The sequence below is a fragment of the Marimonas arenosa genome, assembly GCF_030848945.1.
Classification (GTDB): domain Bacteria; phylum Pseudomonadota; class Alphaproteobacteria; order Rhodobacterales; family Rhodobacteraceae; genus Marimonas; species Marimonas arenosa.
Genome location: NZ_JANHAX010000005.1, coordinates 250442 through 274757, shown reverse-complemented (window position 1 = coordinate 274757; position 24316 = coordinate 250442). Strand labels below are relative to the sequence as shown.

General features: G+C 64.6%; 20 protein-coding genes. 8 read left to right on the top strand and 12 right to left on the bottom strand.

Features of this window, described 5'->3' with window-relative positions:
- Positions 1-69: 69 nt before the first annotated feature.
- Positions 70-2673, top strand: a complete 2604-nt coding sequence (locus NO357_RS16500; protein WP_306736809.1) for a cation-translocating P-type ATPase — start codon at positions 70-72, stop codon at positions 2671-2673.
- A 20-nt stretch (positions 2674-2693) separates the two neighbouring features.
- Here the strand turns inward: NO357_RS16500 and NO357_RS16495 are convergent, their stop codons facing one another.
- The gene (locus tag NO357_RS16495; protein WP_306736807.1) at positions 2694-3368 is read right to left on the bottom strand and encodes a P-loop NTPase family protein; all 675 of its coding nucleotides are present in this window, start codon (positions 3366-3368) and stop codon (positions 2694-2696) included.
- A complete protein-coding gene (locus NO357_RS16490; protein ID WP_306736805.1) occupies positions 3368-4450 on the bottom strand; it encodes an AI-2E family transporter in 1083 nt (360 codons plus the stop codon). Before NO357_RS16490 ends, NO357_RS16495 begins: the two co-directional genes overlap by 1 nt.
- A gap of 190 nt (positions 4451-4640) precedes the next feature.
- Here NO357_RS16490 and NO357_RS16485 point away from each other — a divergent pair, with 190 nt between their 5' ends.
- On the top strand, positions 4641-6509 hold the full coding sequence (locus tag NO357_RS16485; RefSeq protein WP_306736804.1) for a matrixin family metalloprotease: 1869 nt from the start codon (positions 4641-4643) through the stop codon (positions 6507-6509).
- A 186-nt stretch (positions 6510-6695) separates the two neighbouring features.
- Here the strand turns inward: NO357_RS16485 and NO357_RS16480 are convergent, their stop codons facing one another.
- Complete coding sequence (locus NO357_RS16480) at positions 6696-7214, bottom strand: fasciclin domain-containing protein (protein WP_306736803.1); 519 nt, start codon at positions 7212-7214, stop codon at positions 6696-6698.
- A gap of 343 nt (positions 7215-7557) precedes the next feature.
- On the opposite strand from NO357_RS16480, the gene proS reads away from it, so the two are divergent.
- The gene (proS, locus tag NO357_RS16475) at positions 7558-8910 is read left to right on the top strand and encodes a proline--tRNA ligase (protein WP_306736802.1); all 1353 of its coding nucleotides are present in this window, start codon (positions 7558-7560) and stop codon (positions 8908-8910) included.
- Here the strand turns inward: proS and NO357_RS16470 are convergent, their stop codons facing one another.
- Entirely contained in the window at positions 8911-9588 is a 678-nt protein-coding gene (locus NO357_RS16470; protein WP_306736801.1) for a 2-thiouracil desulfurase family protein, read from the bottom strand.
- 133 nt (positions 9589-9721) lie between these two features.
- On the opposite strand from NO357_RS16470, the gene NO357_RS16465 reads away from it, so the two are divergent.
- Genes NO357_RS16465 through NO357_RS16455 form a run of 3 tightly spaced genes read left to right on the top strand, consistent with a single transcriptional unit; the run spans position 9722 to position 12312 of the window.
- The gene (locus NO357_RS16465) at positions 9722-10264 is read left to right on the top strand and encodes a DUF2937 family protein (protein WP_306736800.1); all 543 of its coding nucleotides are present in this window, start codon (positions 9722-9724) and stop codon (positions 10262-10264) included.
- Between the two features lie 52 nt (positions 10265-10316).
- Positions 10317-11621, top strand: a complete 1305-nt coding sequence (locus tag NO357_RS16460; RefSeq protein ID WP_306736799.1) for a lipoprotein-releasing ABC transporter permease subunit — start codon at positions 10317-10319, stop codon at positions 11619-11621.
- A gap of 7 nt (positions 11622-11628) precedes the next feature.
- Positions 11629-12312, top strand: a complete 684-nt coding sequence (locus tag NO357_RS16455; protein WP_306736906.1) for an ABC transporter ATP-binding protein — start codon at positions 11629-11631, stop codon at positions 12310-12312.
- A gap of 85 nt (positions 12313-12397) precedes the next feature.
- Here the strand turns inward: NO357_RS16455 and NO357_RS16450 are convergent, their stop codons facing one another.
- From NO357_RS16450 to NO357_RS16430, 5 genes are all read right to left on the bottom strand, one after another.
- A complete protein-coding gene (locus tag NO357_RS16450; RefSeq protein WP_306736798.1) occupies positions 12398-12829 on the bottom strand; it encodes a hypothetical protein in 432 nt (143 codons plus the stop codon).
- Positions 12826-13560: an SDR family oxidoreductase gene (locus NO357_RS16445; protein WP_306736797.1), complete on the bottom strand. Its 735-nt coding sequence runs from the start codon at positions 13558-13560 to the stop codon at positions 12826-12828. Before NO357_RS16445 ends, NO357_RS16450 begins: the two co-directional genes overlap by 4 nt.
- A gap of 11 nt (positions 13561-13571) precedes the next feature.
- Positions 13572-14102 carry a hypothetical protein gene (locus NO357_RS16440; protein ID WP_306736796.1) on the bottom strand — a complete coding sequence of 177 codons (531 nt, stop codon included), beginning with the start codon at positions 14100-14102 and terminating at the stop codon, positions 13572-13574.
- Between the two features lie 162 nt (positions 14103-14264).
- Positions 14265-16814 carry an aminopeptidase N gene (pepN, locus tag NO357_RS16435; protein WP_306736795.1) on the bottom strand — a complete coding sequence of 850 codons (2550 nt, stop codon included), beginning with the start codon at positions 16812-16814 and terminating at the stop codon, positions 14265-14267.
- 331 nt (positions 16815-17145) lie between these two features.
- The gene (locus NO357_RS16430) at positions 17146-17649 is read right to left on the bottom strand and encodes a fasciclin domain-containing protein (protein ID WP_306736794.1); all 504 of its coding nucleotides are present in this window, start codon (positions 17647-17649) and stop codon (positions 17146-17148) included.
- Positions 17650-17815: 166 nt separating this feature from the next.
- On the opposite strand from NO357_RS16430, the gene NO357_RS16425 reads away from it, so the two are divergent.
- Together NO357_RS16425 and NO357_RS16420 are read left to right on the top strand one after the other, a co-directional pair.
- On the top strand, positions 17816-18409 hold the full coding sequence (locus NO357_RS16425; RefSeq protein WP_306736793.1) for a helix-turn-helix domain-containing protein: 594 nt from the start codon (positions 17816-17818) through the stop codon (positions 18407-18409).
- A gap of 112 nt (positions 18410-18521) precedes the next feature.
- Entirely contained in the window at positions 18522-19301 is a 780-nt protein-coding gene (locus NO357_RS16420; protein ID WP_306736792.1) for a gamma-glutamyl-gamma-aminobutyrate hydrolase family protein, read from the top strand.
- 59 nt (positions 19302-19360) lie between these two features.
- Here the strand turns inward: NO357_RS16420 and NO357_RS16415 are convergent, their stop codons facing one another.
- From NO357_RS16415 to NO357_RS16405, 3 genes are all read right to left on the bottom strand, one after another.
- Positions 19361-21625: a Hint domain-containing protein gene (locus NO357_RS16415; RefSeq protein ID WP_306736791.1), complete on the bottom strand. Its 2265-nt coding sequence runs from the start codon at positions 21623-21625 to the stop codon at positions 19361-19363.
- A 566-nt stretch (positions 21626-22191) separates the two neighbouring features.
- Complete coding sequence (gene kynU, locus NO357_RS16410; protein ID WP_306736790.1) at positions 22192-23385, bottom strand: kynureninase; 1194 nt, start codon at positions 23383-23385, stop codon at positions 22192-22194.
- A gap of 151 nt (positions 23386-23536) precedes the next feature.
- Complete coding sequence (locus NO357_RS16405) at positions 23537-24286, bottom strand: SDR family NAD(P)-dependent oxidoreductase (protein WP_306736904.1); 750 nt, start codon at positions 24284-24286, stop codon at positions 23537-23539.
- Positions 24287-24316: the final 30 nt, after the last annotated feature.

Genomic DNA, 24316 nt, shown 5'->3' with positions numbered 1-24316 from the left:
ATCGGAGTCAAGTTCACGTCATGGCGATTGCCTATTGTTGAACAGATGCGGGGAGCACGAGCAAACGACATGGTCACGGACATCGCGGAAAAAGACCGGAACACGGGCCTGAGTTCAGCGGAGGCTGCGCGCCGGCTGGTCGAGGTTGGGCCCAATGCGCTGGCCGAGGTCAAAATCACGCCGGCCTGGCGAATTCTTCTCCACCAGTTCACAGGCACACTCGTCGTTCTGCTGATCGTGGCGGCTGTCGCGGCGCAGCTGCTTGGCGAACGCGTCGACGCCCTGGCGATCTGGCTCGTGGTCATCCTGAACGGGGTTCTCGGGTTTTTGCAGGAATGGCGGGCGGAAAACGCCCTGGCCGCGCTGCGCAACATGCTGTCGGCCACCGCGCGCGTGATCCGTGACGGCCGGGCGCAGGAGATCGACACCCGGGAGATCGTTCCCGGCGATCTGGTCATGATCGGCGCGGGCGATCGCGTTCCGGCGGACATGCGCCTGATCAACGCCCTGGAGGTCCGGGCCGATGAAAGCGTGCTGACCGGCGAGTCGTTTCCGGTCGAGAAATCGGTCGGTGGCGAGGACGGGCGGGGCGGGTTGATGATGGGCACCGCTGTCGTTGCCGGGCGTGGCGAGGGCATCGTCACCGCAACCGGCGGTCGGACGGCGTTCGGTCAGATCGCTGTTCTGGCCGGGTCGATCGAAGATAAGGAAACCCATCTGTCACGCCAGCTTGGCCGGTTGGCGCGCCAACTGGGTCTTGCTTCGGTAGGCATCGGTGCCGCCATTGCCGTCGCAGGCATCCTGGTTGGCCGCAGCATCATCGAAATGGTCATGGTCGGGTTGTCGCTGGCGGTTGCGATCGTGCCCGAAGGATTGCCGGCCGTCGTCACGATCAGCCTGGCGCTCGGGGCGGCGGCGATGGTCCGTCGCCAGGCGCTGGCCCGTCACTTGCAGGCGATCGAGACCCTGGGCGCGGCCTCGGTGATCTGTTCGGACAAGACCGGAACGCTGACCGAGAACCGCATGACCGCGCAATTCGTCTGGATCGGCGGGCGGCGCTACGAGGTCAGCGGCACGGGATATGACCCAGCCGGGCGGATCACGCTGAACGGGCAGCCGGTTCGGCACGCCGACGATGCCGACCTGGCGGCACTTCTGGAGGTGGCGGTTGGCTGCACCAACGCGTCGCTTCATCGTGAGGGGTCGGATTGGGAGATGGTGGGCGATCCGACCGAGGGGGCGCTGGTGACGCTGGCCTACAAGGGATGGACCCCGTTGCCGAAAACGCCGCCACTGGTCGAGAAACCGTTTTCCTCGGAGCGCAAGCGGATGGGCATGGTGCGCCGCATCGGCGACGACATCCATCTTCTGGTCAAGGGGGCACCGGAGCGGATTCTCGACGCTTGCACGACTTGGCGCGGCCCGGATGGGCCCAAGCCGCTCGACAGCGTGGCACGGCAGCAGATCCTCGAGGCGCTGGCGCAGCTGACCGGACAGGGTCAGCGGGTTATCGCACTGGCCCGCAAACCCGACGCGAACGCGGAGGCGAACGAGGAGGAGCTGGAATTTCTCGGGCTGGCGAGCTTGATCGATCCGCCGCGTCCGGAAGTTGCCGAGGCGATCGCGGATTGCGGGCGCGCCGGAATCCGGGTGATCATGATCACCGGCGACGACCCAAACACGGCGCGGGCAATTGCCCAGTCGGTGGGACTCGAGGTCGATAAGGTGGTCACCGGGGCCGAGCTGGACGAAATCGACGACGCGGCGCTCGAGAAGCTGCTGCGCCGACACGTGCTGTTCGCCCGGACCGCGCCGCAACACAAGATGCGGCTGGTGCAGGCGTTGCAGGAGACCGGCAAGATCGTCGGCATGACCGGCGACGGCGTCAATGACGCACCGGCCTTGAAACGGGCCGATATCGGGATCGCGATGGGTATTCGCGGCACCGACGTGGCCAAGGACGCCGCCGATCTTGTGCTCATGGACGACAATTTCGCGACCATCGCCGCCGCGATCCGGGAAGGGCGGCGCCAGTTTGAAAACATCCGGCGCTTCGTCCGATACCTGCTGTCGTCGAATGCCGGGGAGGTTCTGGCGATCATCGCGAATGTCGCCTTCGGGGGGCCGTTGATCTTTCTGCCGACTCAAATCCTGTGGATGAACCTCGTGACTGACAGCGTCACCGCGCTGACCCTCGGGTTGGAAAAGGCGACGTCCGAGCAGATGCGTGTTCCGCCGCGGCCGCTGAGCGCGGGCATTCTCGACCTACACGCGTTGCTGATGATTCTGGCATTTGGCTCCTACACCGCGGCGGCGAGCCTCTATGTGTTCTACGAGTTCCTGCCGCAAGGAGAAGAGATCGCCCGGACGGCCGCCTTCACGGCGATGGTCTTGTTCGAGAAATCCAGCGTGTTCGCATTCCGCTCGTTTACGCGCAGTTGTACCAGGCTGGGCTGGTTCTCGAACCCGTGGTTGATCCTCGCGCTGGTGGCGATGATCGGAGCGCAGCTTGCCGCCGTCTACTTTCCGCCGCTGCAAAGCTTGTTGCGGACGCAACCGCTGGGCTCGGAGCACTGGCAGTTGATCGGGCTGCTCTGCCTGCCGCTCATCCTGGTGCCCGAAGGCATCAAGATGGTTTGGAGAGGGTCAAACAGGCAAGAGGCGAGCGAGTAAACGGCGACGCGCCAGGCGCGTCAAACCATCAGTCCGTCCAGCACCTCGCCGGCGAGCTTGCGGTTGATCTCGCGGCCCTTGGCCAGCGCGGCATCGTCGAGCGCAGTGACGACGCGGCGCGCCATGTCGAAGCTGCGGTCGATACGGCGCACGAGATAGGGGACGGTGTCGGGAGTGGGCGAAAGCTGGCGGTCGGAGAACAATTTCATCAGCACGGCGGCCAGCAGGTCGTCGTCGGGGGTTTCGACGATCACCGAAGCGGTGCCTTCGACCCGGCTTTTCAGGTCGGGAAGGATGAGGCCCCAGCGCGTGGGGGCCAGATGCGCCGTCATCAGCAGCGAATGGCCTTCGGAAAGTGCCAGGTTGTGGAGATGAAAGAGTGCCACTTCAGCCTCGGCATTGCCGGCGATCACCGGCACGTCCTCGACCGCGATATTACCTTTTGCCAGGGTCGGGATGTCGAGCCGCGGCAAGGCAGCGGCCGGCACGATCTGGGCTCGGGCCGCTGCCGCCCAGACATGGACGAGATGGGTCTTGCCGGCACCCGACGGCCCTATCAGCGCCAGTTTGCGCCCCGGCCAGTCGCCCCAGGCTTCGATCATGGCGACGGCGTGGGCATTGGCGGGCGAGACGAAGAAATCCTCGCGCCCCAGCGCCGTCTTGGCCGGCAGGTTGAAGGAAAGCTGTCGTGGCATTATTCGGCGGCGTCCTCGCGCGCTTCACGCTCGACCAGGCCGCGATAGAGGCGGCTGTTGCGATAGCGGTTAGCGAAGAAGCGGGCAAGAACGCCGAGCGCGGCGGCCAGCGGCACGGCCACCAGCATTCCGACGAAGCCGAACAGCGAGCCGAAGACCGAGAGGGCGAAGATCAGCCAGACCGGGTGCAGACCGACCGAACTGCCCACGAGCCTCGGAGTGAGAAGATTGCCTTCGACCACCTGGCCGAGCACGAAAATGCCGCCCACCAGCCCAAGCGACACCCAGTCACCCCAGAACTGGAATAGCCCCAGCCCGATAGCGAGACCGCCGCCGAGGATGGCGCCGACATAGGGGATGAAGGTGAGCGCGCCGGCGAGGAAGCCGACGACGAGACCGAATTGAAGGCCAACCATCATCAGCGCCACGGCATAGTAGGTGCCGAGGATCAGGCAGACCGTGCCCATGCCGCGGATGAAGGCGGCGAGCGTATCGTCGATCTCGCCGGCAAGTTTCCGGATGACCGGTGCGTGGTCGCGTGGCAGCAGGCCGTCGATGGCGGCGACCATGCGGTCCCAGTCGTACAGCAGGTAGACGGCCACCACCGGCACGATGACGATGAGCAGGGCGAGGTTAATGATGGAATAGGCCGAGGAGAGAACCGCCTCGAGCAGCTGGCCGCCGCGTTCCTGCACCTTCTCGCCGACGGCAGTGAGGGAGTGGCGCAGGGTGCTGTCGGCGTCCATCAGGTCCGGAAAGCGCTCGGTCAGGAAGGCTTGGAGGTCGCGGGCGAGCTGCGGCGCGGTATCGAACAGCGCCACCGCCTGCTCGACCAGAAGCGGCACAACGAGAAGGGCCATGACGATGAAGACCAGCACGGCGACGAGCGCGATGATCCCGGTGGCGACGGCGCGCGTGCAGCCGAGCTTTTGCAGGCGGTCGGCGATTGGATCGAGCGCATAGGCCACCGCTCCGCCCAAAACGAAGGGCAGGATCACATCGCCCAGGTACCATAGCGCCAGCACCAGCAAAAGCGCGGCGATGCCCCAGTATTTCAGTTGGTCGCGGACCGGCAGAGCCATAGACGAACGCCCCTTTCCTATCCTATGTCGCCGCTCAGCCAGGCCAATTCAAGTCCCGATTTCCCGGCGGGCTTTTCTGGCGAACGAGCGGACAACCGCCCGGATGCCGCCTTGAAATCTGCATAATCTCGGGCCGGTTGCGTGATAGATGCGAGGGCCTGATTGCCATTTGCCGAGGGATGATCCTGAAATGCCCACGTTTGTATCCGACTATACCGCCATCGTGTCGGGATGGAGCTGGTCCGAGACCGAGGGCACGCCGACCGTGGTCACGTATTCCTTTGAAACCTCGGCTCCGGGCTATCTGTCCGACAGTTATTCGCAGGCGTTCATCGACAGTTTCGTGCCCTTCACCCAGACCGAGATCGGTTATGCCCGGCAGGCGTTGGCCATGTGGGCGGCGGTGAGCGGTATCGTTTTTGTCGAAGTGTCGGCGGGCGAAGGTGACATCCGCTTCGGCAACTACGATCTCGACTATTCCTCGCATGCCGGCTCGGGCGCCTTCGCTTACTACCCGGGGCGCAGCCTCTACTCCTACAACACCTACGACTCGGAACTGGCCGGCGACGTGTTCATGGGGGTCCACATGATGAACAGCTCATGGGTGTTGCATGGGCTTTTGCACGAGATCGGTCATGCGATCGGGCTTGAGCATCCGCATGGCGGGGAAATCCAGCTGGAAGATGCCTATGACAACGGCACCTATACCGTGATGTCCTATTCCGGTCAGCGCCAGGAGCTTGGCGAATTCGACGATGACGCGGTGACGTTCATTTATGGCCCGGCAACTTTCACCGCCTCGACCACCGGCGGGATCGAGGCGTTTGCGGTCGATGAGGCGGCGTTCACAACGACCCAGACCTGGGGCCATGCCGGATCGGAGATCGCCGGCACCAGCCTGCATGATTCAATCATGGCGGGCGGCGGGAACGACCTCGTCGGCGGCTTCCGCGGCGATGATCTGCTGCATGGCGGCGGCGGGCAGGACACGCTGATCGGCAGCGAGGGGGCCGATACGCTGATCGGCGGGGCAGGAGATGACCGGTTGATCGGCGGCCCGAGCAGCTCGTCGCGCAGCGGCACTGATTGGGTGAGTTTCGCCGGAACCGCGGCGGATGTGGTCATCGACCTCGGCGTCTACGAATCCGGAGACTATGTTTCTGGCCAGGCCACCGGCAGCGCCACCGGGACCGACAGTCTTTACGGCATCGACAATGCGATCGGCGGCGGCGGCAGCGACGGGATCACCGGCAACGGCTGGAATAACGTGCTGGAAGGGCGGGCCGGCAATGACACACTATGGGGCTTTGGCGGCGATGACACGCTGCGCGGCGGATCGGGCCGCGACCGACTGCTTGGCGAGGCCGGCGACGACGTACTAGTCGGCGGTGGTTGGCATGACACGATGCTAGGGGGCAACGGCGAGGATCGCCTCGAGGGCGGTCCGGGCAACGATGTGCTGCGCGGTAACGGCGGCTTCGACACCATCATCGGCGGATCCGGCAGCGATGTGGTCTATGGCGGGGTTCAGGCCGACCGAGTGCTGGGCGGGCTGGGTCAAGACAGGCTGTTTGGCGGCGACGGGCGCGACACAATCGAGGGCGGGGCAGGGAACGACCTGCTGCGCGGCGAGGTCGGGCATGACAGGCTCAATGGCGGCCTCGGCGATGATTCCGTCTATGGCGGCACTCAGGATGATGTGGTGATGGGCGGGCCCGGCAATGACCTGGTTGCGGGCGGGAGCGGATACGACCGTGTTGCCGGCGGCGCTGGAAATGACGTGTTGACAGGCGGGTCCAATGCCGACCGTTTCCTGTTCAGCGACGGGCATGGCGATGACACGATCACCGACTTCAACGCGACGAATGACGCAGAGAAGATTGACTTGTCGGCCGTGTCCGCGATCGACTCGCTTGCCGATCTCGACCTCAGCGATCCCTCCAACGGGGCGGCGACCCAGGTCGGGGCGGATGTCTTGATCGATACCGGCGCCGGCAATTCGATCACCCTTGAAAACGTGTTGCTTGCCGATCTCGACGGCAACGATTTCATCTTCTAGGACAAACCCACGGCAATCGCCCAGGCCTTGACGACGTTGGGGCCTGACCCAGGTCATGGTGGTCGAGCCAGGTGGCGCGAACGTCGCGGCGCCGGCTCTCTGGGGCATGCCGCCTTTCAGTGCGGAAGATCCTTCGGGCCCCATCGCGGACGCGAGATGGGGCCCGGTCGGATCGCTGGTGCGGGGTCAGTGGCAGGCCGGCCGCGTGCCCGGCAGGAGAACCTTGTCGATGACGTGGATCACGCCGTTCGAGGCCTGGATGTCAGCGATGATCACGTTGGCGGAGTCGCCGGTGCCATCGGCGATGCTGACGCCGGACGCATCCTTGGTGATGCACAACCGTTCCGAAGCGAGCACCGGTTTGAAATAGTTCGACCCCGACGGGATCATCGCGGCGCCGAGGTTGCGGTCGTCGACATGGTAGAGCAGAACATTAGTGAGTTGCCCCTTGTTTTCGGGTTTAAGCAGCGTCTCGACCGTGCCGTCGGGCAGGGCGGCGAAGGCATCGTTGACCGGGGCGTAGACCGTGAACGGACCCGGACCGGCCAGCGTGTCGGCAAGGCCGGCGGCCTGAACCGCGGCCACCAATGTGGAGAAGCGTTCGTCACCGGCGGCGATGTCGACGATGGTGTTGCTGGCCTGTGCGGCGGCGCCGGTGGCAGCAAGGGCCAGGGCGGCGAGGGTGGATTTCAACTTGGTCTTCATAGGATACCTCCTGTCGGGGTTTCTGCGTGTCGATCCAATCGATCGTGGAAAGGCTACGGGCCAATGCAGGCGGCCGATCACCGGCTTCACGACGCCGTGACGGTGCGTGAGGACGGTGCCGGCTGGCGATCGGTCAGGAGGTCGACGCTTGCGGTGGTTCAGGTGAGACCTGCCAGCTGTCGCGTGCGCCGCGAGCCGCCGGCGGACGCAGACCGACCACGATCCCTTACAGGTTCTCTGCCCGGTCTGCTGCGGGGCCGATCGGAAATGCGACGCCAAGCATTGCCTGACGGCGCCAATTGGGCTAGCTCAGGCCGCAGCCAATTCTGCAGGATGAAACGCCATGCGCTTGACCCGCTATTTCCTTCCCGTTCTGAAAGAAAACCCCGCCGAGGCGCAGATCGTCAGCCACCGGCTGATGCTGCGGGCCGGGATGATCAAGCAGGCCAGCGCGGGGATCTATTCCTGGCTGCCGTTGGGCTTCAAGGTGCTGCGCAAGATCGAGAACATCGTGCATGAAGAGCAGATGCGGGCCGGTCATATTCCGATGCTGATGCCGACGCTGCAATCGGCTGATCTGTGGCGCGAGAGCGGGCGCTACGATGACTATGGCGAAGAGATGTTGCGCATCACCGATCGGCATGGGCGCGACATGCTGTACGGACCCACCAACGAAGAGCTGATCACCGATATCTTCCGCGCCCATGTCAGCAGCTATCGCGACCTGCCGCTGACGCTTTACCATATCCAGTGGAAATTCCGCGACGAGATCCGCCCGCGCTTCGGCGTGATGCGGGGCCGCGAGTTCCTGATGAAGGACGGCTACAATTTCGACCTGACCAAGGAGGATGCGCTGCACGCCTACAACCGCCATCTGGTGTCGTATCTCAGGACCTACGAGCGGATGGGACTGCAGGCCATTCCGATGCGCGCCGACAGCGGACCGATTGGCGGCGACGACACCCATGAGTTTCTGGTGCTGGCCGAGACCGGCGAGTCGGAGGTGTTCTATGACAGTGCCGTCACTGATATCCAGCTGGGCGAGCGTGAGATCGACTATGACGATGTCGATCAGTGCCGGGCGGTGATGGAGGAGTTCACCGCGCTTTACGCGCGCACCGATGAGACTCATGACGAGGCCAAGTTCAACGAGATTCCAGAAGAGCGGCGGCGCTCGGCCCGGGGGATCGAGGTCGGGCAGATCTTTTACTTCGGCACCAAGTATTCCGCCGCGATGGGGGCCACGGTGCAAGGGCCGGACGGCAAACCGGTCGAGGTTCATATGGGGTCGCACGGCATCGGCGTGTCGCGCCTGCTGGGGGCGATCATCGAAGCCAGCCACGACGACAACGGCATCATCTGGCCCGAGGGCGTGACGCCGTTCCATGCCGGGATCGTCAACCTGAAACAGGGCGACGCCGAGGCCGACGCGGCCTGCGAAGCGATCTATGCCGCGATGACGGCGGTGGGGCTGGAGCCGCTCTATGATGACCGTGAGGAACGTGCCGGCGCCAAATTCGCCACCATGGACCTGATCGGGCTGCCCTGGCGGATCACCGTCGGGCCGCGGGGGTTGAAGAACGGGGTGGTGGAGCTGACCTCGCGCCGGACGGGCGAGAACGAGGAGTTGCCGCCTGAAGAGGCGGTGCAGCGGCTGGCGGCGATATACGAGGGCCACATGGTGCGGGGTATCTGATCAGGCCTCACCCAGCGCCGTCTCAAGATCGAGCGGCGAAGTCTCGCCGCGCAGTTCGGCCATAAGGTCATGGCCGAGGATCGGCACATCGAGGCCGCGTTTGGCCATCGCGGCCCGCAGGGCGGTGATGAACAGGCCGTTGCCCGGTTCGACCAGTGCCGAGATCGTCGCATTCTGCGCTTCGCGGGTAAGCGTTGCGGGATCAAGCGCGGCGAAGGCCGCTACCGCGGCGCGCAAGCCCACCGTCTGTCGCACGCCGCAGCTGGGCGAACCATCGACCCCGACGATGCCGACAACCTGCCAACCCGCGGCCGAATAATCCTGTATCTGCTGCGCCACACGGCGGGCCAGGCGGCGAGCCTGGTGGCGCGTCAGTACCCCCGCAACTTCCGCGAGCGCAGCCATGGCGAACCCGGGCAGGTGCCAGCGCCGCGACAGGCCGTAAAGCTGCAGGAACCGGCGCTTGAGAACCCCGCCCCAGGCTAATTCCTCGGGGCAGGGCATCTGGATCATGCTGAGATCGAGCGCGATGCATTGCTGAACGATTTCCTGCACGCAGCAGGACCGGCAGGCCCCGCCGAGATAACGCGTGTGCTGGTTGAGCAGGCAATGCGAGAGAAAGACCACGCGGCCGCTGCGCTGGTCGGCGAGTTGAGGGAAGGGGTGGTGGTGCGGCATCTGATGAACGGTCTTCGGCGGGTGTCGGGCAGTATAGCCTATGGCGGGTGCGGTCTCAAAGCGTCGGGATGTCCCTTGCGGGCCCGGCTGCTGAGCGAACCGTCGCTGGACGCGAAGGAGCCCCCACCCTACAATGTCGAAAAACCAAGAGGCAGAGCAGATGCTTCTGAGAGCGATCACATTGGCCGGCGGGCTGGCCGGGGCGGCGGCGATGTCGCAGTTCCCGGAGGTTTCCCAGCAATACGTGCAGCGTCTGGGCGGCGCAGTGGACGAACTGAGCCGGTTCGTCACCGAGTTCAATGCCGACGCCGCCGCGCTGGGGCTGAGCCGCGAGGAGGCGCTGGAGGACCTGGCGCAGGGCGGCGCGATGGGGGCGAAACGGGCCGAGACGATGGGCCGGGTTCTGGCGCGGCATGAGCGGTTGAGCGCCGATCTGAGCGCGTTGCAGGCGGTGGGACCGTTTACGCGGGCCTATCGTGTGCCACATCTGATCGACCGCGAGATCGCGTCAAAGGTCTGGGCCGCTTACAAACCGGCGGTGCCGCTGACAATCGAAGGTGTGGCGTTTGCCGGGCTTGGCTTTCTGGGCGGGGTTGCCGGGATGGGTCTGATCCTGCGGCTCCTCGCGGCGCCGTTCCGGCGGCGAAAACCCCTGCAGGCCGCCCCGGCCGCTTGACCTGACGGTCACTGCGGCGCAGATTGCGCGCAATCAAGCGCCAGGAGCAGAAATGGCAGGCACCACCCCCCCGTTTGCGCGGTTCGAGTTCATGATCGCCTGGCGTTACCTGCGGGCCCGGCGCGCCGAGGGCGGGGTCAGCGTGATGACCTGGATCAGCCTCATCGGCGTCACGCTCGCCGTGATGGCGTTGATTGCGACGCTGGCGGTGCGGGCGGGATTCCGGGCCGAGTTCGTTGACACGATTCTGGGCGCCAATGCCCACGTGACGGTCTACAACACGGCGGAGGTCGGTGCGACCGGGCGGATCGAGCGCACCATCGCTGATTACCACGCCATGTCCGCGCGGGTCCGCGAGGTCAATGGGGTGACCAGAGTTGCGCCCTTGATCAAGGGACAGGTGATGGCCAATGTCCGCGATCGCAACGCCGGCATCGAGGTGTTCGGCATCAGCCCCGACGATCTGAAAACCATCCCGCGCGTCGCCGACCCGCAGGAGGCGCATGGCGACATCGACCGGTTCATCGATAGTCCCGAGGGCAGCGACGTGATCGCCATCGGGTCCGGCGTGGCGCGCGAGCTGGGGGTGGCGGCGGGCGACCGGATCAAGGTCATCAGCCCCAACGGGGTGAAAACCGCGTTCGGCACGAGCCCCCGCGTCAAGGCCTATGACGTGGTCTATGTCTTCACGGCCGGACGCTATGATATCGACCGGACGCGGGTCTACATGCCATTCACCGAGGCCCAGCTTTTCTTTAATCGTGAAGGCGTAGCAGACGAACTTGAAGTGATGGTCGAAGATCCCGAAGCGATCGACGCGATGGCACCCGGGCTGATCAAGGCGGCGGGTGACCGGGCCATGCTGTGGACCTGGCGGGATTCGGCGGGCTCGTTCCTGAGGGCGCTCGACATCGAGGACAACGTAATGTTCATCATCCTGTCGATCCTGGTGCTGATCGCGGCGATGAACATCACCTCGGGGCTGATCATGCTGGTCAAGAACAAAGGCCGCGACATCGGGATCCTGCGCACGATGGGCTTGACCGAGGGGGCGGTGCTGCGAGTCTTTTTCCTGTGCGGCGCTTTTACCGGCGTGATCGGGACACTGTTCGGCGTGGCTCTGGGTTGTCTTTTCGCAATCTATATCGATCCGATCTTCGGCTTTGTGAACTGGGCTTCCGGTGGGCAGGCCTGGGATCCGTCGATCCGCGGTATCTATTACCTGCCGGCCAAGCTGCAATGGGGCGACGTGCTGAGCGCGGTGGCGCTGAGCCTGGGACTGAGTTTTGTCGTCACCATCTTTCCTGCGCGGCGGGCAGCGCGGATGAACCCGGTGGAGGCCCTGAGATATGAGTAGGGCCGAGTTGAGTGAGCCGGTGCTGGAGCTGAAGGGGATTGCCAAGACCTACAACAAAGGCAAGCCCAACGCGGTCGAGGTGCTGTCCGGTGCCGATCTGAGCGTGGCTGCAGGGGAACTGGTGGCGCTGGTGGCGCCGTCCGGTGCCGGCAAGTCGACGCTGTTACACATCGCCGGGCTGCTGGACGTGCCCGACAGCGGCGAGCTACGGATTTGCGGCCGGGGGATGACCGGGCTGAGCGACCGGCGGCGGACGGCGGTGCGGCGGCAGGAGGTCGGTTTCGTCTATCAGTTCCATCATCTTCTGCCCGAGTTCACCGCGCTGGAGAATGTGGTGTTGCCGCAACTGGCCAACGGGGCGGGGCGCAGCGAGGCCGCGCTGCGGGCGGCGGACCTGTTGGCCCGGGTCGGGGTCGGCAACCGTGCCGATCACCGTCCGGCAGCGATGTCGGGCGGCGAACAGCAGCGGGTCGCCTTCTGCCGGGCGCTCGCCAACGAGCCGCGGCTGCTGCTGGCCGATGAACCCACCGGCAATCTCGATCCTGCGACCTCGGACACGGTTTTCAAGACCCTGATCGAGCTTGCCCGCGGTACCGGGCTTTCAGCGCTCATCGCCACCCACAACATGGACCTGGCGGGGCGGATGGACCGGGTCATGCGGCTGGAGAACGGCCGGTTGACGGTGGGCTGAGGCCGCCGCCTCAGCCGCTCTCCGGCCCGGCCCGACCGCGTTGCCGAGATGTGGCTGTGCGTCGGCCATGCGGCTATTTTGCGGGTTACCCGATCAGGGAGAAATGGTGCCGTTCGGTGGCGAGGCCTCGCGCCTTCAACTCGTCCTCAAAGCGGCGATTCGGCGGGTTGCAGGCATGGGGCAGGCGGATCCTGCGGCCGTCCTTGAGCAGCAGCGTGATCTTCACCGAGAGATCGAGGCGAGTGTCGAACCGGACTTTCTGGATCATGGCGAGCGGTACCGTGTCACCGGTGCGGGCGCTGTGCCAGGTGAGTTCGGTTTCATCGAGATCGAGGGTTGAGCACGTGTCGATGAGGAATTCCCAGGCTGCCGGCAAGGTGAAAAGGAAGATTGCCGCGGCGATCCAGGGCGATAGGTCGATGATCCGGATCCCGAGCAGAAGCGCGCCCCAGATCAGCGCCAGGGCCACGGCGGCCCGGCGCGAGCGGCCGCGGTTCTCGAACCGGTAGCTGGTCATCGTCCGCCGGAGACGTCGAGAATGGCGCCGGTGACATAGGAAGCGGCGTCCGACAATAGCCAAAGCACGGCCTCGGCGACTTCCTCGGCGGTGCCGGGGCGGCCCATGGGCACGGTCCGGCCCAGCCGGTGGGCGCGGCCGGCCTCGCCGCCTTTGGCGTGGATGTCGGTGAGGATGAGGCCAGGACGGATCGCATTCACGCGGATTCCTTCCGGGGCTAATTCCTCGGCAAGGCCCTTGGTGAAGGTGTCTATGGCCCCTTTCGAGGCGGCATAGTCGAGATAGAGATTGGGCGAGCCGAGCCGGGCAGCGGCCGAGGAAATGTTGACGATATGGCCCGATGCGGGAGCCGCACGCATGTGCAGCACGGCGTGCTTGGCCACCAAAATGGCCCCTACGGCGTTGGTGGCGAAGATACGGGTCACGCGCGCTGCGTCGAGATCGGCGATCGAGGCCGTTGGGCCGACGATGCCGGCATTGTTGACCAGATCGAGGGGCAGATCCGGATCGATCCCCTCAAACAGCGCCTCTATCGAGGTGGGATCGGAGACGTCGCATCGCACGATCTGGGCCTCGCGGCCTGCCGCGGCGATCTCGGCGGCAACCGCCCGGGCGGCCGCCGCGTCGGAGTGGTAGGTGAGGATGACATCGCGGCCGTTGTGGGCGGCGAGACGGGCACAGGCTGCGCCGATACCGTTCGAGCCGCCGGTGATCAGGACGGTGTTGGCCATGGACATGCCTTTCAGGAAATGCGGAAGGCGCGCTTGACGTCGTCGAGCGCCTCTTTCTGTCGGGTGTTGATCGAGGTGGAACTGGCAGTCAGCGTGGCGTTGAGGATGGTCAGCAGCGGCGTGAAGCTTTCTCGGCCGGCAAGTCGAACCAGCTTGCGCGACAGGCGTGAGACGGCGGCCTGCGAGGTTCCGCATTCATTGGCCATCCATCGGCCGAGGATGGTAAGCTCGTCGGCGTCTTGGCGCGCTAGGTTGAGGGTTTCGGCCATGGCGCGGGTGAGGGCGCTGCGCTGGGTCGAGGTGGGCAAGTCGTCAAGCTCGAGAAAGGCGTTGGCGATGCCGGCGATGGCGATCGAGGGATCTTCGATCGACTCGGCCGGGTGGATGTCGGTACGGCGACGGAAGCCGAAGCGGCGCGCGGCGAGGCGCACGTCTTTGGCCATGTCCAGCAGGTCGGACGCCACGCCGGCGGCATTGCGGGCCCGGACCACGAAAAACAGAACGGCGACACACAAGCCGACGACGGCGAGAAGAACTGGCATGACTTGGCCCTTGCACCCGAATTGATATCTTGAAGGGTATGCGGCCAAACCCGCCGCGGCAAGACGCCAAGAAGTTGCACTGGCGGCGTCCGATCACAGGGGACAAACACAGGCGTGCACCGGTGTCGCGAAACCGCCGCTTCGAAGGGACCGGGCCGAGCCTCAGCCGAGGATGCGGGTGATCATCTCGGTGGTGTCGCGGCTGAGGTCGGGTGCGGCGAGAATGCGATGCAGCTGGGTTTCGATCTTTGCCTGCCGGTCGGTATCGTAGCGCTTCCAGGTTTCGAAGGCGGTGCACATCCGCGCCGTGGTCTGGGGGTTCAGCGGGTCGAGCTTGATCAGCCAGTCGGCGAGCAGGTCGTAACCGTCGCCCGAGGCGTGGTGGAAGCCTGCGCCCGACATCGCCAGTGCGCCTAGGGTGGCGCGGAAGCGGTTGGGGTTTTTCATCGTGAAGTCAGGGTGTTGCGTGAGGGTCTTCGCGATGGCTGCGGCGTCTTCCGGCCGGGCATGCACGATCTGGGCCGAGAACCACTTGTCGATGACCAGCCGATCGTGCCGCCACTGTTGGTAGAAGCGCGCGACGGCGGTTTCGCCCTTGTCGGCAGCGATCAGGGCCGACAGGGCAGCGAGTTGCTGGGTCATGTTGTCGGCGTCGTCGAACTGCTTTTGTGCCAGCGCGCCACCGTCGAGGCGGTTGAGCATCGACATCGCCGCGTTTGCAAGGCTGCGCGCCGCGGACTGTTCGGCGGTGGGGGCGAAGGGTTCGGTCACCTGATAACGGGCATAGAGCCTCGTTGCCGTGTCCTGATATGCCTCGGCACGGACCTGTTTCAGGGTTTCCAGCGCCTCCCAGATCGCTTGCGGGTCCGGCGTTTCGCAATGGTCGTGGAGCATCTGGGCCAGCTCGTCCTGACTGGGCAGGCCGAGGGCGAGAGCGCGGAAAGCCGGGTCCTGGGTGTCGTCGCGGATGAGCGTGTGGAGCGCGTCGAGATAGTCCGTGCCTGGCACAGCGCCGTCGCGGATCATGTTGAGCAGCGTGTCAAGAGCGAGGTCGCGCCCAGCCTGCCAGCGGTTGAACGGATCGGTGTCGTGGGCAAGCAGAAAAGCCCGCGTAGCATTCGAGACCTCGTGTTCGAGGATCACGGGGGCGGAGAAATCGCGCAGGATCGAGGGCACGGGTTTGCTGGCCAGCCCCTCGAAGGTGAAGCTTTGTTCGGCCTCGGTCATCTCGAGGATCGTGGTCGGTTGCACCTCATCACCATTGGGGTTGAGCAGTCCGACGGCGATTGGAATGATGCGCGGAGCCTTCCGCGTCTGACCCGGCGTCGCGGGCGTTTCCTGTTTAATATTTAGGATATAGGTGCCATCTTTGAAGTCGTCGGTCACGCTCAAGCGTGGCGTCCCGGCCTGGTCGTACCAGCGTTTGAACTGGCTCAGGTCGCGACCCGTGGCATCCTCGAAAACCGTGAGCCAGTCTTCGATCGTGGCGGCGTCGCCATCGTGGCGATCGAAATAGAGATCGAGCGCCCTGTAATAGGCGTCATGCCCGACCAGCGTTTTCAACATGCCGATGAGCTCGGCGCCTTTTTCATAGACGGTCGCTGTGTAGAAGTTGTTGATCTCGACGAAACTGTCGGGGCGGACAGGGTGCGCCAGCGGGCCGTTGTCCTCGCGGAATTGGCGGCCGCGCAGCATGATCACGTCCTCGATCCGCTTCACCGGCGCGCTGCGCATGTCAGCGGTGAACTGGGCGTCGCGGAAAACGGTGAGCCCTTCCTTGAGGCAGAGCTGAAACCAGTCGCGGCAGGTGATGCGGTTGCCGGTCCAGTTGTGAAAATACTCATGCGCGATGATCGCCTCGATCCTTTCGAAATTGGCGTCGGTCGAGGTTTCCGGGCTGGCCAATACGCAAGAGCTGTTGAAGATGTTCAGTCCCTTGTTCTCCATCGCGCCCATGTTGAAGTCGTCAACCGCGACGATGTTGAACACGTCGAGGTCGTATTCGCGGCCATATGTGGCCTCGTCCCATGCCATCGATTTTTTCAGCGCCTCCATGCCGAAGGCGCATTTTCCCTCGTCGCCGGGGCGGACCCACACGTTAAGCTCGACCTGTTTGCCGGACGCGGTGGTAAAGCTGTCGGGATGGGTAACCAGATCACCGGCGACCAGTGCGAAGAGGTAAGCGGGCTTCGGCCAAGGATCGTGCCAGTCGGCAAACCCGTCGCCCGAGGCGCCGGGGTTGCCGTTCGATAGCATCACCGGTTCGGACCCTTCGATGCGGACGGAGAAGGGGGCCATGACGTCGGGACGGTCGGGATACCAGGTGATCTTGCGAAACCCCTCGGCCTCGCATTGGGTGCAGTACATGCCGTTCGACATGTAGAGCCCTTCGAGCGCGGTATTGGCGGCGGGGTTGATTTCGACCTCGGCTTCGAAGGTGAAGGGGGCGTCGGGGACATCGAGCTCGATCCCGCCGGCGACCGCGCGGGGGGTGGTTTCGGACCCGTCGATCCTGGTCGAGATCGGGTCGAGGTTTTCACCGTGTAGAAAGAAGCGCTGGTCGGGCGCGTCCGGGTTAGGCGCGAAACGGATCTTCGACAGCACCCGGGTGGCCGAGGCGGCAAGCCGGAAGGTGAGATACACGCTTTCGACCCGCCAGCCGAAGGGCGTGTAATCCTTGAGATAGATGGTCTGAGGGGCGGCGTCTTTCATGGGTCACTCCGGCGCAGGGGTCCGGCGGAGGTTAGGCGCGCGGTGGAGTGGCTGCAAGACGCGATAACGGAGGGTTTGGTCCGTTGGGTTGATCAACTAGCGTGGGCGCAAAAAAACGCGGCAGGTCGGGGAACAACCGGACCTGCCGCGCCGATGGAAAGGGCCGGACTGACCGGCGACCGTTTCCACCTGTCCGAGCGCGACACGATTGGGGAGATGGACAGCTACCCAATGTCGCGACGGGAAGCGGCTGAGGTCTGCGGGATGTTTCCCGCGCCTTTCCGAGGGTGCGCGCGGTCCCGAGAAGAGAACCGCGCGCAGGGGGACACAATTAGCCCTGCGGCGGCAGGATCACCTTGTCGATCACGTGGATCACGCCGTTCGAGGCGGCGATGTCGGCTTGCACCACTTTGGCGTCGTTGACCATCGCGCCGTTGTCGAGGTCGATCGTAATGTTGCCGCCTTGAACGGTTGCCGCCTGCATGTCGTCGGCGAGATCGGTCGACATTACCTTGCCCGGTACGACGTGATAGGTCAGCACGGCAATCAACTGGTCCTTGTTCTCGGGCTTGAGCAGGGTTTCGACCGTGCCTTCGGGCAGGGCTGCAAACGCTTCGTCAGTGGGCGCGAAGACCGTGAAGGGGCCGTCGCCCTTGAGCGTGTCAACCAGATCGGCGGCAGTCAGAGCCGCGGCCAGCGTGTTGAAGCTGCCGGCCTTGACGGCGGTGTCGACGATGTCGGCCTTGCCATAGCCGCCGGCGGTGGCGGCGACGGGGGCAAGGGCGATGCCTGCGATGAGGGCGAAGTCTTTGGCGCTGGGGATCTTGAAGGTCATGGTCAGTCTCCTTTCAGAAGGGTTGAGCGACCGGTGGCCGCTGGTGGGATTTATCTGGGTGAAATATTTTTTCCTACAATGCACGATTTCGTGAAGTTAGAAAAATTTGAATAATAGGAAAGCGACTGCTAGGTCTGTTTCGTCAAAAGAAAGATTGGGGACGCCAATGTCGGAAAATGTGCCGGATACGCTGAGCGCGGGGTTGGAGACCTATCGGATCGGGCCGAAGCTGCGGGCACTGCGGCAGGCCAAGGGCCTGGCCCTGGCGCAACTGGGCGAGCATACCGGCCTGTCGGCGGGGATGCTGTCGAAGATCGAGCGCGGTCAGGTGTTCCCGACATTGCCGACGCTGCTGCGGATTGCGCTGGTCTTCGGCGTGGGGTTGGATCATTTCTTTGCCGACGGCGCCGAACGGCCGGTGTTGGAGGTGGTGCGGGCGCGGGACCGGCTGAAACTGCCTAACAAACCCGACGGGACGCCGGCTTTCTTTTTCGAAAGCCTCGATTTCCCGGTTTCGGATCGCAAGCTCGAGGCTTATCTGGCCGAGTTTCCCGCCGGTGCGGAGCCGTCCGATGCGCACCGTCACGACGGCGTGGAACTGATCTATGTCATGCGCGGGACGCTGGAATTGTTGATTCATGATGGCGTGGAACGACTCGGGCCGGGGGATTCGGTTTATTTCGATTCCGGCTTCGACCACGCCTATCGCGCCGGAGATGCGGCCGGTGCGCAGGCGATGGTGGTGGTCAGAGCAGGATGATTGCCTGCGAAACCGGCATTGTGCGGCGGCGCAGGGTCGCGCCGCACGCTTTGGTGTTTCCTTCATGCGTCTGTCATATTATTTTCAGGCGTAAAGCTTGAGAGAGGCCCATATGAACCGCCCCGTCGTTGGCATTATCGGCAACCAGCACATGATCAATGACACCTACGAGGTGCATGCCGGCGGCTCGATGAATTCGGACGCGGTGGCGAATGTGGCCAAATGCCTGCCGCTGCTCATTCCGTCAGACCCGCGATATGTCACGGTGGACGAACTGCTGGAGGTCTGCGACGGGTTCGTGCTGACCGGCGGACGGCCGAACGTTCATCCCGAAGAATACGGTCACGAACCGACCCCGGCGCATGGTGATTTCGATCGCTGCCGCGACGCCATCACCCTGCCGTTGGTGCGCCGATGCGTCGAGACTGGCCAGCCGTTCTTCGGCATCTGCCGTGGTTATCAGGAAGTGGCGGTGGCGATGGGGTCCACCCTGCATCCGGAGATCCGCGACTTGCCGGGACGAATGAACCACCGCATGCCGCCCGATGGCACGCTGGAGGAAAAGTTCGCCCTACGCCATTGCGTAACCTTCACCGAAGACGGGCCGTTCCACCGTGTGCTGGGGGCGCGCGAGGTGATGACCAACACGCTGCACGGCCAGGGCATTTGCCAGGCCGGTGAACGGGTGGTGGTCGATGGTTTTGCCCCTGATGGCACTCCCGAGGCGATCTATGTCGAGGACGCGCCGGGGTTCACGTTGTCGGTGCAATGGCACCCGGAATACAACGCCACCAATGATCCGGTGTCGCGGCCGCTGTTCGAAGCTTTCGGCGCAGCCGTGCGGGCCTGGGCGGAGGGACGCCGGGCAACACCTATGCTGAAATCGGCGTGATTTCGAAACGCGACACCCCGGATCCGATGACTCTTCAGGTTTTGTGAATGGCGTCCGATCTAGGCGGCGAGCGCCGTGGTGTCGGGTTTCCGCGGGAACATGCGGCCGAGCAGGGCGCGCGCTTCATGCGCTTTGAGGCTGCGCCGGGCGGTGGGCCCGTGGGCGGCAAGGTTGTCCCGCATCTCGGGATAGGCGGCGAAAAGCTCGTCTTGGGCCTGCGGGTGCAGCGCCTTGAGCCCTTCCTCGGCGAGATGGAAACTCTCGGTTTCAGCGCCTTCCGCATAGATCACCTGGTGGCGGTCGAACATCAGGTGGATGTAGGTGACCTGCGCGGCCGGTGCGGACGCGGCGCCGTCGAAATCGAGCAGGTGCACGGCGGGCACGAAAACCTCGGCGTCGCCGAAGAGCAGTTCGGCGCGCCAGTCCTCGATCAGCATGCGGTGCTGCGGCGACACCGTGAGCGGGCGGCGGGCGCCGGTCAGCCCGGGATCGAGCCTGATCGGTGCGTGGTGGCCCAGCCCCGGCACGTTGGAATGGCCAACCCAGCCCAGCGGCTGCGGACCGTCATCTTTGGTCAACACCAGGTCGCCAGGGCGCAGGGCTTCGACCGGACGCTCACCGTCGGGCGTGGCGATCATCGTTCCCGGGGTGAAGCAGATGATGTTCTCGATATTGCTGAAAGTGACCACGGTGCCGTCGAGCAACGTGACGGACCCGTCGAACGCGTCGGGGTCGCCCGCCGAAGGAGTGAAGGTCAGGGTGGTCCGGTCGGCGATACCGTTCAGATCCAGCGTGTCGCCGCCGGGCTCTCCGGTGGTGCCGCCGTCGATGACGATGGAGCCAGCGCCAACCTCGCCTAGATCAGCCAGGATGAACAGATCTTCGCCGTCATTGCCTGCGGCGAGGTCGTTTTCGGAGACATAGATGACATCGTTGCCATCGCCACCCAGCAGGCTGTCGGCCCCGATCCCGCCGAGGAGCGTGTCGTCGCCCGCTTCTCCATAGAGAGTGTCGCTGCCGGCGCCACCGTCGATGGAGTCGTTGCCGCCTGGGGCCGCCATCGTGTCGAAATGCACGTCGCTGACCCACAGTGCCTGACCGCCGGGTTCCCCGTTGGCATAGATGATCTCGATCGAGGCGACCGGCCCGGCGATCGTGACGACCGCGTTGCCGGCGGCATCGGCCGCGGATTCGGCAGTGGGGCCGGCGGTGATCGTGTTGCCCGAGACGGTGTCGTTGCCGCTGGGCGTTATCGTCACCGGCACCGGGTTTCCGTCGGCATCGTAGGCATTGATCGTCACGATGTCTTGCCAGCTGCCCGATGTGAAATCGATGTCATTGAGCTGGAAGGTGACGTTTTCCACTTCGTTGGCGATGCCGGCGGTCGTGGAGGAGAAACTCACCGTGGTGGTGACATTGCTGCCGGCACCGTTGCCGGTGAGCGACAGATTGGAGAACGGATCGAACGGGTCACCCCCGGCGACATAGGTTGTGTCGGTGCTTTCAACCGTAACGCCCGTGGTCAGCGGGGTGGTCGTGAAACTGACGGTGACGTCGATATCGCCGGTGTTCTGGCTGAACCCTCCGGAAATGTCGGATTCGTCCGGGCCGACGGCGCTCCAGTCGAGGAATTCCGAGCCGGTGGCGACCGTGGCGTTGAAATCGCCGAACAGCAGGTCGTCACCGGCTTCGCCGAGAAGCGTATCGTCGCCGGCGCCGCCATAGGCGGTATCGTTGCCGGCGCCGGCTTCGATCGAGTCGTCGTCGGCGGTGGCGCCAGCGCCGACGCCATCATCGATCTGGTCGGTTTCACTGTCGAAAAAGTTGGCATCGATCAGGTCGTCGCCCGCCGTTCCCGATACGGTGCCGTCGGCCCAGCCCTCGGAAAAATCGGTCGACGAGAATGCCGGATCGCCCGCGGTGACGTCGGGGTTACTGTCATAGGCCAGGATTTGATAGGTGTGGCCGGGGATCAGCGGCTGTTCGGAGAGCGTGTAATCGCCGGAGGCAGCGCCGAATTCAACATCAAACTCGGCAATCTCAAAGATCTCACCGGTTGTCATGTCCATCACGGTCCAGACGCGTTCGGCGTCGACGGTCGTGCCGGTTGAGGTCACGCCACCAACGCTGACATCCGCCGTAGCGCTTTCTCCACCGGCGTTGTCATCGTCGAGGGTCAAGCCCTCGACGCCGCTTTCCGGGTCGTAGACCGTTGCCGTGCCGTCGGCGGTGGCGGGGCCGGTATAGGTGAAAGTGCTGCCTGTCCTCGTGGGGATCACGCCCCAGGGGTCGAAATCGTAAAAAAGGACTGTGTAAGTTGCCATCGTCCTGACCCGCGTCCTTTCCCAACCCTCCGGTCCGAGCCCGGCATTTTGCTATCGACCCGCGTCCTGGCCGATTGTTTCGAGTACGGATACAGAGGCGCTGCGGCGGGATTGCGGGGGGTTTTAGGAAAATTCGTGCCGAATTGAGGCGATTGCGGCGGAAAGCGGGCGCCTCACGCATCGCGCGGGCATTCGGCTAAGGGATGTGCGACCGCTGTGGGTCCAGGGTCTCCGGGCTAGTGGCAGCCTCATGACGGAGTGTCACAGCGGAGTGCGCAGCGACCAGAGTTCCGGGAAGTGCATGACCGCGAGCATGCGCCGGAGGTGGCTTCTCCCGCTGGTGCCGCCCTTCGGGTCGATCGTCTGCTCAGAGGAGACGAGAAGGTTGAAGCGCCAGAAATAGAAAAAGTCTTCGATATCAAAGAGTTTTCCGGTGAAGCCGTAGGGTTTCTAGTGGGTTTGGCAGGCGCGGTAGAGCTTTGTCCAGCCGGCCGCGACGGACTTGCCGCATCGGTCGTAGGGGGCAGGGTTGCGTGCTTTGAGAACCGACGGCAGGTCCGCCGGTTTCATGTCACTCGTGCCCGGGTCTTGTATTCGGGTGTATCCCAGAGGCGGTTTGTCATCACCTCGGCGAGGGTATCGACGGCGCGGGTGACATCGTCTGCGTCGATGTAGAGCGGAGTGAAACCAAAGCGCATAATGTCCGGCGCGCGGAAATCGCCGATCACGCCGCGGGCGATCAGCGCCTGCATCGCGGCATATCCGTGTTCGAATCGGAACGACACCTGGCTGCCGCGCCGGGCCGGATCGCGCGGGGTTGCGAGGCAGAGGTCTGGGCAGCGTTTTTCGACCTCGTCGATAAACAGCCGCGTCAATTCGACCGATCTCGCGCGGACCTCCCGCATTGTCGTCATGTCCCAGATGTCGAGCGCGGCTTCCAGAGCCGAAAGGGCCAGCACCGGCGGGGTGCCGACGCGCATCCGTTCGATGCCCGGGCCGGGGCGGTAGCCGAGTTCGAAGGCGAAGGGGGCGTCGTGGCCGAGCCAGCCCGAGAGCGCGGGGCGGGCGGCGTCGGCGTGGCGCGGGGCGACATAGATGAAGGCGGGCGCGCCGGGGCCGCCGTTGAGGTATTTGTAGGTGCAACCCACTGCGAAATCCGCCTGTGCGCCGGAAAGATCGACGGGCGTGGCGCCGGCCGTATGGGCCAGATCCCAGACCGTGAGGGCGCCCTTATCATGGGCCAGTGCCGTCAATGCCGTCATGTCGTGCAGACGGCCGGTGCGGTAATCGACCTCGGTCAGCAGGGTGACGGCGATGTCGTCGGTGATGTTGGCAGCGATGTCCTCGGGGGCGACGACGCGCAGCTCGTGGCCGGCGTTCAGCGATTTGATCAGGCCTTCGGCCATGTAGAGATCGGAGGGAAAGTTGCCGCTGTCGCTGAGAATGACTTTGCGGTTCGGGTTCATCTCGAGTGCCGAGGCCAGCGCCTGGTAGACCTTGATCGAGAGCGTGTCCCCCATCACCACGTGGCCCGGCTCTGCCCCGATCAGCCGCGCGATGCGGTCGCCGACGCGGGCGGGTTGCTCCATCCAGCCCGCCTTGTTCCAGCCGGTGATCAGCATCTCGCCCCACTCGTCCTGCAGCGCGGTCTGCATCCGGGCCGGTGCCGCCTTGGGCAGCGGACCCAGCGAGTTGCCGTCGAGATAGATGACGCCTTCGGGCAGGTGGAAAAGCTTCTTGGTTTGGGCGAAATCGGTCATGGCGATGGTCCGGCGTTCGGGGGCTGACGTCCACCCTAGGCTGTGATTTGCGGTGCGCAAGGGGCGGTGCGCTTTCGGGTTGCGAACCATTTGGCGGGCAGGGTGCGGACTAGGCGCCGCAGGCGGGGCGCCTCGGGCAAAGTTGGCCGGGTCAGACCTGGCCGCCGGCGATACGGACCTCAGTTCCGTTGGTGCTTTCCGAAACCGGGTTGCACAGCCAGAGCGCCGCGGCGGCAACCTCTTCGGGCGTGATCAGCCGCTTGTGGCGGTTCATCTGCACCATCATGTCGCGCGCCTGATCCGGCGTGGCGCCGGTGCGGGCGGCAATGGCATCCATGTTGCGCGTGACGATGGGAGTATCGACGTACCCGGGGCAGATTGAATTGAAGGTGTAGGGCGCGCCCATGAAATCTTCGGAGAACGAGCGGATCATGCCGATCACGCCGTGCTTGGACGCGGCATAGGCGCCGGCGCCGGGTGTGCCGCGCAGGCCGGCGATCGAAGAGATCGCGATGACGCGCCCCCAGTCGGTTTCGAGCATCGAGCGCAGACTTTCGCGGATGGTAAAGAAGCAGCCGTCGAGGTTGATCGACATGATCCGGCGCCAGAGCTCGGTATCGGTCTTGTGCAGCTTGCGGCCCTCGGCGATGCCGGCATTGGCGACGCAGATCTGGATCGGGCCGCGGCGGTGCACCGCTTCGTCGATTACCGTCGCGGTCTGATCCTCGTCGGAGACATCCATCGCCATTGGGTGCATGCCGTTCTCGGCCACCTCTTCAAGCACAGACAGCCGGCGGCCGGTGATGGTGACTTCGGCCCCTTCGGCGGCCAGCGCGCGGGCGATGGCCAGCCCGATGCCGGTGCCGCCGCCGGTGACGAATGCGTGTTTTCCTGCAAGCATGGCCATGATCTCCTCCCATTTGTGGCCGGC

Excerpts from the sequence above, each read along its gene's own strand:
- NO357_RS16415 (WP_306736791.1), bottom strand. The coding sequence starts at position 21,625 with ATGGCAACTTACACAGTCCTTTTTTACGATTTCGACCCCTGGGGCGTG.
- NO357_RS16425 (WP_306736793.1), top strand. The coding sequence starts at position 17,816 with ATGTCGGAAAATGTGCCGGATACGCTGAGCGCGGGGTTGGAGACCTAT.
- NO357_RS16465 (WP_306736800.1), top strand. The coding sequence starts at position 9,722 with ATGTCGAAAAACCAAGAGGCAGAGCAGATGCTTCTGAGAGCGATCACA.
- NO357_RS16430 (WP_306736794.1), bottom strand. The coding sequence starts at position 17,649 with ATGACCTTCAAGATCCCCAGCGCCAAAGACTTCGCCCTCATCGCAGGC.
- NO357_RS16440 (WP_306736796.1), bottom strand. The coding sequence starts at position 14,102 with ATGCCAGTTCTTCTCGCCGTCGTCGGCTTGTGTGTCGCCGTTCTGTTT.
- pepN (WP_306736795.1), bottom strand. The coding sequence starts at position 16,814 with ATGAAAGACGCCGCCCCTCAGACCATCTATCTCAAGGATTACACGCCC.
- NO357_RS16470 (WP_306736801.1), bottom strand. The coding sequence starts at position 9,588 with ATGCCGCACCACCACCCCTTCCCTCAACTCGCCGACCAGCGCAGCGGC.
- NO357_RS16445 (WP_306736797.1), bottom strand. The coding sequence starts at position 13,560 with ATGGCCAACACCGTCCTGATCACCGGCGGCTCGAACGGTATCGGCGCA.
- proS (WP_306736802.1), top strand. The coding sequence starts at position 7,558 with ATGCGCTTGACCCGCTATTTCCTTCCCGTTCTGAAAGAAAACCCCGCC.
- NO357_RS16495 (WP_306736807.1), bottom strand. The coding sequence starts at position 3,368 with ATGCCACGACAGCTTTCCTTCAACCTGCCGGCCAAGACGGCGCTGGGG.
- NO357_RS16500 (WP_306736809.1), top strand. The coding sequence starts at position 70 with ATGGTCACGGACATCGCGGAAAAAGACCGGAACACGGGCCTGAGTTCA.
- NO357_RS16420 (WP_306736792.1), top strand. The coding sequence starts at position 18,522 with ATGAACCGCCCCGTCGTTGGCATTATCGGCAACCAGCACATGATCAAT.
- NO357_RS16450 (WP_306736798.1), bottom strand. The coding sequence starts at position 12,829 with ATGACCAGCTACCGGTTCGAGAACCGCGGCCGCTCGCGCCGGGCCGCC.
- NO357_RS16490 (WP_306736805.1), bottom strand. The coding sequence starts at position 4,450 with ATGGCTCTGCCGGTCCGCGACCAACTGAAATACTGGGGCATCGCCGCG.
- NO357_RS16460 (WP_306736799.1), top strand. The coding sequence starts at position 10,317 with ATGGCAGGCACCACCCCCCCGTTTGCGCGGTTCGAGTTCATGATCGCC.
- NO357_RS16480 (WP_306736803.1), bottom strand. The coding sequence starts at position 7,214 with ATGAAGACCAAGTTGAAATCCACCCTCGCCGCCCTGGCCCTTGCTGCC.
- NO357_RS16485 (WP_306736804.1), top strand. The coding sequence starts at position 4,641 with ATGCCCACGTTTGTATCCGACTATACCGCCATCGTGTCGGGATGGAGC.
- kynU (WP_306736790.1), bottom strand. The coding sequence starts at position 23,385 with ATGACCGATTTCGCCCAAACCAAGAAGCTTTTCCACCTGCCCGAAGGC.
- NO357_RS16405 (WP_306736904.1), bottom strand. The coding sequence starts at position 24,286 with ATGCTTGCAGGAAAACACGCATTCGTCACCGGCGGCGGCACCGGCATC.